This window comes from Nonomuraea corallina, from assembly GCF_027620315.1.
In the GTDB taxonomy this organism is placed as follows: Bacteria; Actinomycetota; Actinomycetes; order Streptosporangiales; family Streptosporangiaceae; genus Nonomuraea; species Nonomuraea corallina.
Genome location: NZ_JAPNNL010000048.1, coordinates 1 through 11,927, shown reverse-complemented (window position 1 = coordinate 11,927; position 11,927 = coordinate 1). Strand labels below are relative to the sequence as shown.

14 protein-coding genes are annotated in these 11,927 nt (G+C 72.1%); 9 read left to right on the top strand and 5 right to left on the bottom strand.

Annotated features, from left to right (window positions below):
• Nucleotides 1-41: 41 nt before the first annotated feature.
• Together dnaJ and hrcA are read right to left on the bottom strand one after the other, a co-directional pair.
• Nucleotides 42-1,184, bottom strand: a complete 1,143-nt coding sequence (gene dnaJ / locus OUY22_RS14690; RefSeq protein WP_270155492.1) for a molecular chaperone DnaJ — start codon at nucleotides 1,182-1,184, stop codon at nucleotides 42-44.
• An 11-nt stretch (nucleotides 1,185-1,195) separates the two neighbouring features.
• On the bottom strand, nucleotides 1,196-2,215 hold the full coding sequence (hrcA, locus tag OUY22_RS14685) for a heat-inducible transcriptional repressor HrcA (protein WP_270155491.1): 1,020 nt from the start codon (nucleotides 2,213-2,215) through the stop codon (nucleotides 1,196-1,198).
• Between the two features lie 842 nt (nucleotides 2,216-3,057).
• On the opposite strand from hrcA, the gene OUY22_RS14680 reads away from it, so the two are divergent.
• The 3 genes from OUY22_RS14680 to OUY22_RS14670 are packed head-to-tail and all read left to right on the top strand — an operon-like array spanning nucleotide 3,058 to nucleotide 5,249.
• On the top strand, nucleotides 3,058-3,624 hold the full coding sequence (locus tag OUY22_RS14680; protein WP_270155490.1) for a hypothetical protein: 567 nt from the start codon (nucleotides 3,058-3,060) through the stop codon (nucleotides 3,622-3,624).
• Nucleotides 3,625-3,642: 18 nt separating this feature from the next.
• A complete protein-coding gene (locus OUY22_RS14675) occupies nucleotides 3,643-4,452 on the top strand; it encodes a DUF3097 domain-containing protein (RefSeq protein WP_270155489.1) in 810 nt (269 codons plus the stop codon).
• Entirely contained in the window at nucleotides 4,449-5,249 is an 801-nt protein-coding gene (locus tag OUY22_RS14670; RefSeq protein ID WP_270155488.1) for a DUF4870 domain-containing protein, read from the top strand. Before OUY22_RS14675 ends, OUY22_RS14670 begins: the two co-directional genes overlap by 4 nt.
• Here OUY22_RS14670 and hemW read toward each other — a convergent pair.
• On the bottom strand, nucleotides 5,242-6,462 hold the full coding sequence (hemW, locus tag OUY22_RS14665; protein WP_270155487.1) for a radical SAM family heme chaperone HemW: 1,221 nt from the start codon (nucleotides 6,460-6,462) through the stop codon (nucleotides 5,242-5,244). The two genes, OUY22_RS14670 and hemW, sit on opposite strands and share 8 nt — an antisense overlap.
• A 100-nt stretch (nucleotides 6,463-6,562) precedes the next feature.
• Between hemW and OUY22_RS14660 the strand changes: the two genes are divergently transcribed.
• Complete coding sequence (locus OUY22_RS14660; RefSeq protein WP_270155486.1) at nucleotides 6,563-7,813, top strand: glycoside hydrolase family 18 protein; 1,251 nt, start codon at nucleotides 6,563-6,565, stop codon at nucleotides 7,811-7,813.
• A 156-nt stretch (nucleotides 7,814-7,969) separates the two neighbouring features.
• On the opposite strand, the gene OUY22_RS14655 is transcribed toward OUY22_RS14660, so the two are convergent.
• Nucleotides 7,970-8,602 (bottom strand): MOSC domain-containing protein, encoded by a 633-nt coding sequence (locus OUY22_RS14655; RefSeq protein WP_270155485.1) that lies wholly within the window; start codon nucleotides 8,600-8,602, stop codon nucleotides 7,970-7,972.
• A 43-nt stretch (nucleotides 8,603-8,645) separates the two neighbouring features.
• The gene (locus tag OUY22_RS14650) at nucleotides 8,646-8,945 is read right to left on the bottom strand and encodes a hypothetical protein (RefSeq protein WP_270155484.1); all 300 of its coding nucleotides are present in this window, start codon (nucleotides 8,943-8,945) and stop codon (nucleotides 8,646-8,648) included.
• 150 nt (nucleotides 8,946-9,095) lie between these two features.
• Between OUY22_RS14650 and OUY22_RS14645 the strand changes: the two genes are divergently transcribed.
• The 5 genes from OUY22_RS14645 to OUY22_RS14625 all read left to right on the top strand — a co-directional run.
• Nucleotides 9,096-9,911 carry a hypothetical protein gene (locus OUY22_RS14645; RefSeq protein ID WP_270155483.1) on the top strand — a complete coding sequence of 272 codons (816 nt, stop codon included), beginning with the start codon at nucleotides 9,096-9,098 and terminating at the stop codon, nucleotides 9,909-9,911.
• Between the two features lie 78 nt (nucleotides 9,912-9,989).
• The gene (locus OUY22_RS14640; protein WP_270155482.1) at nucleotides 9,990-10,286 is read left to right on the top strand and encodes a hypothetical protein; all 297 of its coding nucleotides are present in this window, start codon (nucleotides 9,990-9,992) and stop codon (nucleotides 10,284-10,286) included.
• Nucleotides 10,283-10,699, top strand: a complete 417-nt coding sequence (locus tag OUY22_RS14635) for an acyl-CoA thioesterase (RefSeq protein ID WP_270155481.1) — start codon at nucleotides 10,283-10,285, stop codon at nucleotides 10,697-10,699. Before OUY22_RS14640 ends, OUY22_RS14635 begins: the two co-directional genes overlap by 4 nt.
• A gap of 43 nt (nucleotides 10,700-10,742) precedes the next feature.
• Nucleotides 10,743-11,369 carry an ABC transporter ATP-binding protein gene (locus tag OUY22_RS14630; protein ID WP_270155480.1) on the top strand — a complete coding sequence of 209 codons (627 nt, stop codon included), beginning with the start codon at nucleotides 10,743-10,745 and terminating at the stop codon, nucleotides 11,367-11,369.
• 24 nt (nucleotides 11,370-11,393) lie between these two features.
• Nucleotides 11,394-11,927: DUF6297 family protein (locus OUY22_RS14625; protein ID WP_270155479.1), on the top strand; the 534-nt coding region annotated here is incomplete at its 3' end.

The window sequence follows — 11,927 nt, the reverse complement described above, 5'->3', positions numbered from 1 at the left end:
ACCCGCGCCCTGGTTCTGGTGGGGCGCGGGTCGGGAGGTCGTCAGCGGCCGTTGAAGGCGTCGCGGAGCCGGGAGAAGAAGCTCTGCTGCCCCGGCGCGAACTTGCCCGGCGGCCGCTCCTCGCCGCGCAGCTTGGCCAGCTCGCGCAGCAGTTCCTCCTGGGCGGGGTCGAGCCGGGACGGGGTCTCCACGTTGACGTGGATGAGCAGGTCGCCGCGGCCGGTCTCGTTGAGGCGCTGCACGCCGCGCTGGAACATGGTGATGACCTGCCCCGACTGCGTGCCGGGCCGGACGTCGATCTCCTCGGCGCCGTCGAGGGTCTCGACCGTGAGCACGGTGCCGAGCGCGGCGGCCGTCATCGGGATCTGGACGGTGCAGTGGAGGTCGTCGCCGCGCCGTTCGAAGATCTCATGGGCCCGTTCGACGATCTCCAGGAAGAGGTCGCCGGGCGGGCCGCCGCCGGGGCCGATCTCGCCCTCGCCGGCGAGCTGGATGTGGGTGCCGTCCTCGACGCCCGCCGGGATGCGCACCTTGATCGTGCGGCGGGTGCGGACCCGCCCGTCGCCCGAGCACTCCTGGCACGGGTGGCGGATGATGCTGCCGAAGCCGCCGCACTGCGGGCACGGGCGCGTGGTCATGACCTGGCCCAGGAAGGACCTGGTGACCTGGGAGATCTCGCCACGGCCGTTGCACATGTCGCAGGTGTCGGGGTGGGTGCCGGGGGCCGCGCCGGAGCCCGTGCACACCTCGCACAGCACCGCCGTGTCGACCGCCAGCTCGCGGGTGGTGCCGAACGCGGTCTCGCGCAGGTCGAGCTCGACCCGGATGGTCGCGTTGCGGCCTCGGCGGGCGCGCGAGCGCGGGCCGCGGGCCCCTCCCGTGGCGGTGCCGAAGAACGCGTCCATGATGTCGCTGAAGGGGAAGCCGGCCCCGAAGCCGCCACCCGGCGCGCCGGCCCCGGCGCCGCCGAACGGGTCACCGCCCAGGTCGTACATCTGGCGCTTGTTCGGATCCGACAGCACCTCGTAGGCCTGCGTGATCTCCTTGAACCGCTCCTGAGTCGCGGGGTCAGGGTTCACGTCAGGGTGCAGCTCACGAGCCAGCCTGCGATAGGCCTTCTTGATCTCATCCTGACTGGCGTCACGGCGCACCCCGAGGGCGGCGTAATAGTCGCTGTTTGCCACTTATCGACCTCTTAAGATGCAGCCAGAATCTGGCTGACGTAGCGTGCCACCGCGCGCACGGCGCCCATCGTCACGGGGTAGTCCATCCTGGTCGGGCCCAGCACGCCGAGCCGGGCCAGTTGATTGTCGCCTTGACCGTATCCCGTCGCGACGATGGACGTGCCCCGCAAACCTGTGTAGGCGTTCTCCGATCCGATGCGCACGGTGAGGGCGGAAGGTGTGTCGGAGGAAGTCTCGCCGAGCAGGCGCATGAGCACCACCTGCTCTTCCAGCGCTTCCAGCACGTCGCGCAGGCCGACGCTGAAGTCGGCGCCGGCGAGGTTGGCCGCCCCGGCGAACACGATCTTCTCGTCGTGCCGTTCGACGAGCGTCTCCAGCAGGACGGACAGGATCGTGGCCATCGCCGGCCGTTCCTCGATCGGCAGCCGCTGGGGCAGGTCGGCGACCTGCTCCGGCACGCAGCTCAGGCCGCAGCCGTCGAGGCAGTCGTTGAGCACTCCGCGCATGTGGGCGACCCGGTGCTCCTCCACCACCTCGGGCAGCTCGACCACGCGCTGCTCGACCCGGCCCATGTTGGTGATCAGCACCAGCATGACCCGGCGGTCGTGCAGTGGCACCAGCTCGACGTGGCGCACGGTGGAGCGGTTGAGCGTCGGGTACTGCACGACGGCGACCTGCCGGGTGAGCTGCGCGAGCAGCCGGACCGTGCGCATGACCACGTCGTCGAGATCGACCGCTCCGGCGAGGAACGTCTCGATGGCCCGGCGTTCGGCGGCTGACAGCGGCTTGACCTGGGAGAGCCTGTCGACGAACAGGCGGTAGCCCTTGTCCGTCGGCACGCGGCCGGCGCTGGTGTGAGGCTGGGTGATGTAGCCCTGCTCCTCCAGCGCTGCCATGTCATTTCTGACCGTCGCCGGTGAGACCTTCAGATTGTGACGCTCCGCGAGCGCCTTGGAACCCACTGGCTCGTTGGTCGACACGTAGTCTTCGACAATGGCGCGTAGCACCGCGAGTTTACGATCGTCGAGCACGTGCGCACCTCCTACCGCGACTTTCAGGGAAACGCCAGGCCTAGCACTCTGTGTTCCCGAGTGCCAAGTGTACGGCTCTCGCCCACAGGGTGCGATAACTCGGTTGTCCTCGCTGCTGCTGGCGTGCGTCAAGGACAAGCCTCACACTTGCCGACATGACCGACAAATCACCAGAGAATCCAGTCGATCCGCCCTCCGGTCAGGGTTCCCCTTTTGGCCAGTCATCCCAGGATGAGCCTTCCCCGTACGCGCCGCCACAGCACCAATCCGGTACAAACCCGTACGGACCAATCTCCGATTACGGTCCGGACGAACGCCAGTCGCAGGCCGGTCCGTCCGGGCCTCAGCCCCAGCCGGGCGCCTTCGGGCCTCCGCCTCAGTCCGATCCTTTCGGATCTCCGCCGCCGCCTTCCGGACCGTACGGGCCTCCGCAGCCCGGCCCGTACGAGCAGCCGCAGTCCGGCCCCTACGCACCTCAGCCTCAGAGCGGCGCGTACGGACCGCAGCCCCAGAGCGGCGCGTACGGACCCCAGCCCCAGTCCGGGCCGTACGGACCGCAGCCCCAGAGCGGCGCGCACGGACCCCAGCCCCAGTCCGGGCCGTACGGATTCCAGTCGCAGGGCGGTCACTACGGGCCCCAGCCCCAGTCCGGAGCGTACGGGCCGCCGCCACAGGCAGGGCCGTACGGAGGCGGGCCCCAGCCGGGTTCCTTCGGAGCGCCGCCCGGGGCCGGGCCTTACGGCGAGAGCCCGTACGGGCAGGCCGGTCACGGGTACGGCGGGCCGCAGCAGTTCGGGCAGCCGCCTTTCGGGCAGCAGCAGTTCGGGCAGGCCGGGGCGCGGGTGGACGCGAAGGAGGTGCGCCCGCGCCTGTGGTGGATCGCCGCCGCCTGGGGCGTCGCGGTCGTGTGCGTGGTGGCGGGGGTGTTCGTGTTCGTCAACGGTGTGACGAACACGGTGACCGACATGGCCCCGACCACGACGTTCGCCGCCGGCGAGAAGGTCTCGGTGTCGCTCGACCCCGAGGAGCGACCGGCCGTCTACATCGCCACCCAGGGCCGGGCGGCGTTCACCTGCGAGATCTCCGGCGGCCCCGGTCAGGCGCGACTGGTCAACACGCAAGGCCGGCAGACCGTCACCGGCGGCGGCCGGACGTGGGAGCAGATCCTGCTGGTCAACGCGCCCGCCGCGGGTGACTACCAGCTCACGTGCGCCGTCCAGGGAGAAGCCGGTCAGGAGGTGGAGTTCGGTGTGGGCAGGGACGCGCTCTCGGTCGCGGGCGGGCTCATCGGCGGGGTGGCCGCGCTGCTGCTCATCCCCGGCGTCGGAGTGCTCACCGCGATCGTCGTGACCGTGGTGGTGCTGGTACGGCGGAGGAGCCATCGCAGACGCCTCGCGGCCGTCGGGTGATTTGCTACGGTCCCCGGTGTGTACGACGGAGATGTTCTCGCGGGAAACTGGCGGCGTCCGGGCAAGGGCAAGATCCCTCAGGTGCCCGCCGAGCCCGACCTGGTCGTGGAGGACGCCGAGAGCGGGTTCTGCGGCGCGGTGGTGGCCTGTGACAAGGAGGCGGTGACGCTGGAGGACCGCTTCGGCAAGCGGCGGCTGTTCCCGCTGGCGCCGGCCGCGTTCCTGCTGGAGGGGCGGGTCGTGACACTGGTGCGGCCACAGGCCGCCGCGTCGCCGGCCCCCCGGCGCAGCGCGTCCGGGTCGATCGCCGTCGAGGGCCTGCGCGCCCGGGTCGCCAGGGAGAGCCGCATCTACGTCGAAGGCGTCCACGACGCGGCGCTGGTGGAGAAGATCTGGGGTCACGACCTGCGGGTCGAGGGCGTGGTCGTGGAGTATCTGGAGGGCGTCGACGACCTGCCCGCGATCGTCGAGGAGTTCGGCCCCGAGCCGGGGCGCAGGCTCGGGGTCCTGGTCGACCACCTGGTGCCGGGTTCCAAGGAGAGCCGCATCGCCGCCCAGGTGACCTCTCCGCACGTGCTCGTGGTGGGCCACCCGTACGTGGACATCTGGCAGGCGGTCAAGCCGTCCGCGGTGGGCATCCGGGCGTGGCCGCAGGTGCCGCGCGGGGTGCCGTGGAAGGAGGGCGTGATCGCCGCCCTGGGCTGGCGGATGGAGCCGCCCGAGGCGTGGCGGCGCATTCTGGGCGCCGTCTCGACCTACACCGACCTGGAGCCGGAGCTGCTCGGCCGGGTCGAAGAACTGATCGACTTCGTTACGGAGACCTCATGAGCCAGGACACGAACCAGCCGCCCGACGACGACGCGACCCGCCGCTTCCCCTCGGCCCAGCCCGGTCAGGGGTACGGGCCCCAGCCCGGCTCTCAGCACGGCTCCCAGCCCGGCTACGGGCAACGGCCGGGATCGCAGCCCGGCTACGGCCGGCAACCGGGGTCCGAGCCTGGTTACGGGCAGCAGCCGGGGTCCCAGCCCGGATACGGCTACGGGCAGCAGCCCGGGCCGGAGCCCGGTTATGGCTACGGACAGCAGCCCGGGTCCGAGCCCGGCTACGGCTACGGGCAGCCGGGGTCCCAGCCCGGATACGGCTACGGACAGCCCGGGTCCCAGCCCGGATACGGCTACGGACAGCCCGGGTCCGAACCCGGCTATGGGTACGGGCAGCCGCCGTCCGGTTATCCGCCGCCCCCGTACGGCCACGCCGCTCCGCAGCAGCGGCCCCAGCATGTCCCCGGCGCGTACGGCCCGCGCCCCGGCACCGACGACACCAGCATGGCCATGCTCTCCCACCTGCTGGGCCTGCTGATCTCCTGGGTCGGCCCGTTGATCATCTACCTGATGAAGAGGGACGAGTCCCCGTACGTCAGGGACCAGTCGGCGGAGGCGCTGAACTTCCAGATCACCATGTTCATCGGCTACATGATCGCCGCTCTGCTGACGATCGTCCTGATCGGCATCCTGTTGCTGCCGATCGTGTGGATCGTGGCCCTGATCTTCCAGATCCAGGCCGCCATCGCGGCGCAGCGGGGCGAGAACTACCGCTACCCGATCAACATCCGCCTCATCACGTGAGCAGGTCGCGGACGAGCGCGTCGGCGAGGAGCCGGCCGCGCAGCGTGAGGACCATGCGCCCGGTCTTGAACGCCTCCGGCTCCAGCAGCCCGCCGGCCAGGGCCGCCGCCACCTTCGGGCGGGCTCGCGGGGCCACGGCGGCCAGCGGGTAGCCGGAGTCGAGCCTCAGCTCCAGCATGAGCCGCTCGGTGTCGCGGTCGTCGGCGGTGAGCTCCTCGCGGGCGTGGGCGGGGGACAGACCGGCGGCCAGGCGCTGGGCGTAGGCGGCGGGGTGCTTGACGTTCCACCAGCGGGTGCCGCCGACGTGGCTGTGGGCGCCGGGGCCGACCGCCCACCAGTCGCCGCCGGTCCAGTAGAGCAGGTTGTGGCGGCAGCGCGCGGCGTCGGTGGTGGCCCAGTTGGACACTTCGTACCAGCCGTACCCGGCCCCGCCCAGCATCTCGTCGGCGATCAGGTAGCGGTCGGCGGCCACGTCGTCGTCGGGCATCGGCAGCTCGCCGCGCCGGATCCGGGCGGCCAGGCGGGTGCCCTTCTCGACGATGAGCGAGTAGGCCGAGACGTGGTCGGGCTCGGCCTCGATGGCCGCGGCGAGGGAGGCGCGCCAGTCGTCGTCGGTCTCACCGGGGGTGCTGTAGATCAGGTCGAGGTTGACGTGGGCGAACCCGGCTTTCCTGGCCTCCAGGACGGCCTGCCCGGCGCGGCCCGGGGTGTGCTGCCGGTCGAGCACCCGCAGCACGTGCTCGCGGGCGCTCTGCATGCCGAAGCTGATCCGGGTGAAGCCGCGCTCGCGCAGGTCTTCGAGTGAGCGTGGGTCGACGGACTCGGGGTTGGCCTCGGTCGTCACCTCGGCGCCGGCCGCGAGGCCGAACTCGGCGTCGATCGCCGCCAGAATCCTGCCCAGGTCGCGGGCGGGCAGCAGGGTGGGGGTGCCGCCGCCGAAGAACACCGTCCGGACCGGCAGCTCGGCCTCCCCGAGCACCCGCCGCGCGAGCCGTACCTCCGCTATGGCGGTTTCGGCGTAGTCGTGGTGTGAGGCGCCCGGCCCGAGCTCGGCGGCGGTGTAGGTGTTGAAGTCGCAGTAGCCGCAGCGCGTCACGCAGAACGGGACGTGCACGTAGAAGCCGAACGGCCGATCGCCGAGGCCGCGCAGCGCGCTCTCGGGCAGCTCGCCGGAAGCGGGCGCGGGATCTCCGTCAGGCAGCGTGGATGGCACGCCTCCAGTCTGCCCGTTCCCATTGACTGCCCGATCCAGGGGTTCTACGATCCGGGACAACTTATAGGAAAGTTTCCTATAAGTCAGGAGGCGCACCCCCTTGAAGAAGAGCATTCTCCTCGCCCTCTCCCTCCTACTGTCGCTGACCGCGATCGCCCTGCCCGCGGAGGCCCGGGGCGACCGCTTCAAGCGCGTCGCGTACTTCATCCAGTGGGGCGTCTACGGACGCGACTACCACGTCAAGGACGTCGACACCAGCGGAGCCGCCGCGAAGCTCACCCACATCAACTACGCCTTCGGCTTCGTCGACGCCGAAGGCGCCTGCTACTCCCCCGATCCGTGGGCCGACTGGCAGCGGCCGGTGCCCGCCGAGCAGAGCGTGGACGGCGTCGCCGACGAGCCCGGCCAGGCCCTGAACGGCAACCTCAACCAGCTCCGCAAGCTCAAGGCCAAGCACCCCGGGCTGAAGACGCTCATCTCGCTGGGCGGCTGGACCGGCTCCAAGCACTTCTCCGACGCCGTGCTCACCCCCGAGTCCCGCGCCCGGCTGGCGAGTTCCTGCATCGACCTGTGGCTGCGCGGCAACCTGCCCGGCCTGGAGCCCGGCGCGGCCGAGGGCGTGTTCGACGGCATCGACCTCGACTGGGAGTGGCCCGGCTCGTCCGGCGCCGAGGGCAACGTCATCCGGCCGGAGGACAGGCGGAACTTCACCCTGTTCCTGGAGGAGCTCCGCGCCCAGCTCGACGCGTACTCCCGCGACGCCGAGCTCACCGCGTTCCTCCCGGCGGCCACGGCCAAGATCGACGCCGGGTTCGAGGTGCGGCGGGTGTTCGACCTGCTCGACTTCGCCACCGTCCAGGGGTACGACCTGCGCGGCACGTGGGAGTCGAGGACCGGGCACCAGGCCAACCTGTTCACCGACAGGCGCGACCCGAACGAGGTCCGCTACAGCATCGACCAGACGGTCCGCGACTACGTGCGCCGCGGCGCCCCGGCCCGCAAGCTCGTGATCGGCGTCCCCGCGTACGGCCAGGGCTGGACCGGCGTCACCGGCGGCGGCAAGGGGCTCTACCAGCCGGCCACCGGCCCCGCCCCCGGCAAATGGGCCGCGGGCGTCGAGGACTACAAGGACCTCGTGGCCAAGCCCGGCAGGCGCTACCGCGATCTGGCCACCGGCGCGCTCTGGCTGTACGACGGCAACGAGTTCTGGTCGTACGACGACCCGGCCATGATGCTGCAGAAGGCCGCGTACATCCGGCTCAAGGGGCTGGGCGGCGCCATGATGTGGTCCATCGACCAGGACGACTCCCGCGCCTCGCTGACCACGGCCCTGCACACGGTCCTGAATTGACGCCCTCCCTTTGACCCGTCCCGCTCGACCCGTCCCGCGTGGGCGCGCTCGCGCTCACGCGGGACGTCTCCTCAAAGCCCCCGCCGGCCAGGAACGGACTCCCCCGAGCTCCCTCAGACCAGCCGCACGCCCGGCACCGCCCCCGCGGGCGCCGTGCTAAGAGAGCACGCCGAGAACGCGCGCGGCGACACGGTCCCACCGCTCGTCGTACCCCGGGAGCGCCAGCACGCGGCGCAGAAGCTCCTCGTCACCGTGGTAGGCCAGGAAGGACTCGGCCACGGTCACGCTCGTCGCCGGCCGGTGGACCACCTCCACCTCGTCTCCCACCCCCAGCTGCCCGGGCTCCAGCACCTTGAGATAGGCGCCGGGACGGCCGGCCTCGGTGAAGCGCCTGACCCAGCGGGACTCGTCCAGCCAGTTGCGGAAGACCACGCACGGGGTGCGCGGGCCGGTGACCTCCAGGAACGTGGTGCCGATCCGCCAGCGTTCCCCGTGCAGCGCGCCGTTGACCTCGAGCCCCGAGGTCGTGAGGTTCTCGCCGAACCGGCCGTCGCGCAGCTCGCGGCCCAGCTCCCGCTCCCACCAGTCGTAGTCCTCCCTGGCGTAGGCGTAGACGGCCTGGCCGGGAGAGCCGTGGCTGGGCTTGTCGGCCCGCTCGTCGCCGGCCAGCCCGTCGGCCAGGACCGCCACGCGGTGCGTCACCGGCCTCTTGTCGATGGCCGTGCGCTTCAGCTTTCCGGCCCACTCGGCCTCGACAGCTTGCCCGACATTTACCGAGATGACACGCATGAGGAGACGCTAGCGGAGCCTCCGTGGCCCAAGCGATGAAATATCAGGCCAGACGGGTGACCTTCTCGGCCACACCGAACCCGTCGTCGGCCAGATCTAACAGGGCCTCCAGCGCGACCTGGCGCGACTCCTCCACGGACGCCCCCCGCTCCCCGAAACACTCGGCCGCCACGTCGAGCAGCGCCGTCACCACCATGGCGTCGGGATAGGGCACATCGACCACCACCGTGCCGTCGTCGCCCAGCACCGCCGGCCGCAGGTGGAGCCGGAGCAACCGCCGTGTCTCCTCCGCCACGGCGACCCCCAGCAGGGCGGCACGCTCCATGCGCTCGACAGTCATCATCTCACCCTCCAGTCGCACTGGTGTTCGGACGACCAAGCTAACGAGGGCCACCGACAAAACCACGGCCGATGCCCGGGAGGCGGGCTCGCGTCGTGAGCTCGCTCCTGAACCGCGCGCCCAAGGTGATCGTCTCAGAGGCATGAGACGAAGTTGGCCGCCGCCGCGGCGCTGGCGCTCTCCGCATGCGGCGGCACGGGGGTTCACCAAGCGGCCGAGACCACGCCGACGACCGCGGCCACAGGAACCACCCCGGCCACCAGGGACATCCCAGCCACCGTGGCCACGGCCTCGGACGACCGGCCCGCCGCTGAACCGGCCGCTCCCGGCCGCCCTGTCGCCCAGTGGCTGCGGGTGGGCGGGCTGGCCGCACCCGGCCTCGGCGCCGTCCGCCCTCCGGCGCTGGTGGTCTACGCCGACGGCCGGGCCATCGCCGGCGCGGCCCACGAGCTCCGCCTGCCTCCCGCCGAGGTGGAAACCCTGGTAAAGGCCCTGGAGCAGGATCTGGCCGGGCAACCCGCCACCGCCTCGCCCCGGCCCGGCTCGCCGGCGTTCCATGACGCGCCCACGACGATCCTCGGCGTGGACGGCGGCGGCGGGATGCGGGAGGTGCACGTGCCGTACCTGGAGCAGGCCGCGACCCGCTACGACGCCGCGCTCGTCACCGCCCGCGACCGTCTCTCCCACCTGGCGGGCCGCGTCACCGCGCGGGGCCGGACCTACTCCACCGATCGCGTACGCCTGTCCGCCGAACGGCTCGCCTCCTCCAGGACGACCGCCGAGCCCCTGCCGGAGGGCGTACCCCTGCCGCCCGATACGCAGGCGACCTCGACGCGGAAGGACTACAAGGGCCACAAGGCGACCGCCATCGCCCGGCTGGTACCGGGCGACGGATCATGGCACGTCTACCGCCTGCCGACCGGCGGGCATCTCGCGCTCTCGTGGCGCTACCTGCTCCCCCACGAGTGAGAGAACCCCGTCGACTTCGACAGCGTCACCCGATACGATCGCTAGGCAATCGCTACCGATCGATCTGCGATGGAGAGCATGGACACACAGAGGCTCCAGTCCGGGCTGCGCTTGGTCGCCCGCGGCCTGGAAGAGGTCGCGGCGGCGCTCGGCGAGCACGACCCGGCGAGCGAGGACGAGCGGACAGCCCGGGTCATCCAGGAATGGGGGCGCCGCGGGCTCACCCAGAAGGAGGCCTCGGAGCTGTTCCAGCGCCACGGGTTCGCCCCCCAGACCACCGGCGGCTGGGCGCGCGGCGACTGGGTCGAGATCCGCGACGACGGGCTGCGCTACCTCACCGGCAAGTCGCACCGCTGGCTGGAGGAACGGCGATGAGCTTCTCCGTCCGCGTCGCCGTACGCGGCTACGAGATCGACGTGCAGGGCCACCTCAACAACGTCGTCTACCACCAGTACGGCGACCACGCCCGCTGGGAGCTGCTGCGCGCGGCCGGGATCGGGGCGGACGACCTGCGCAGGAGCGGCGTCGGCCCGGTCACGCTGGAGAACACCATCCGCTACCTCCGCGAGCTCCGCGCGGGCGACGAGGTGGACGTGACGTGCGCGTTCGAGTGGGGTGAGGGCAAGACGTACCGGGTGCGGCAGGAGTTCCTGCGCCCCGGCGGAGAGCCGGCCGCCGAGCTGACGGGCGTCGGCGGGCTGCTCGACCTGCGCGCGCGGCGGCTGGTCGACGATCCGAAGGCCCGCTGGCGGGAGCTGGCGGCCTCACCCGAGCTGCTGGGCCTCTGACAGCCGGCGCCCGCACCCGCGCGACGATGGCTAGGCTCGGGATGTGGGTGACAAGATCATCGAGGTTCGCGGCGTCACGGTCGAGCTCGAAGGCGTTCCCGTGCTGCGAGACCTGAGCCTGGCGGTCGAGCGCGGCGAGGTGGTGGCCGTCGTCGGCCCCAACGGGTCGGGGAAGTCGACCCTGCTGGGCTGCCTGGGCGGGCTGGTTCCGGTGTCCGCCGGGTCGGTCGAGGTGTTCGGCGCGCCTCCGGTCGACGGGCCCGCCTTCTGGCGCCGGGTGGCGTGGGCGGCCGACGAGCCGGCCTGGTATCCGGGGCTCACCGCCCGCGAGCACCTGGAGCTGATGCGGGCCGTCCACGGCGAGCCCCGGCTGGAGGTCGAGGCGGCGCTGGAGGTGTTCGGGCTGGTGGATCGGGCCGACGCTCCCCCGCTCAACCTGTCCACCGGCCAGCGCCAGCGCCTCGCCCTGGCCGCCGCCCTGCTCAGACCCAGCGAGCTCCTCCTGCTCGACGAGCCCGAGCGCGGCCTCGACGCCGCCTTCCGCGAGCGGTTCGGCGCGCTGCTGACCGGCTACGCCGCCGCCGGCGGCGCCGTCGTGGCGGCCACCCACGACGCCGCTCTCGCCACCGGCGCCCGCCAGGTCTTCCCGGGCAACCAGCTCACCTCCTGACCGCCCTCCGATCGAGAAGGACCCATGAACGACGTCACCGACGCCCGTCTCGTACGCGCGTTCGTCCGGTCGCGCCGGCGCCGGCCGGTCACCCTGCTCGACCGGTACGTCTCCGTCTTCATGCTGGCCATCGCCGTGGCCGTCTTCGGCAACCCGGTGACGACGGCCGTGGCGGGGCTGGCCGGGCAGGTGGACGCCGGGCGGACGGGGCCGGGGGTGGCGCTGGCGATGCTGGCGCTGGCCGGGTTCCTGGCGGTGGGCCGGGCGGCGGGCCCCGTGGTGCTGCCGGCCGCCGACGCCTCCTGGCTGCTGCTGTCGCGCGTCGGCCGCCGGAGGCTGCTCGGGCGGCCCGTGAGGATTCTCGCCGTGGTCACGCTGGCCGCCGGGGCGCTGTTCGGGCTGGCGCTGCTGACCGCGCTGGGCGCGCCGGACCAGCTCGTCTGGCGACTGCTCGCCGCGGTGGTGCTGGGGATGTCGGCGAGCGCCGGCGGGATGGCGCTGGAGGTGCTCGGCCAGGGGTCGCAGGCGTGGCAGACGTGGTCGACGGCCGCGCTGGTG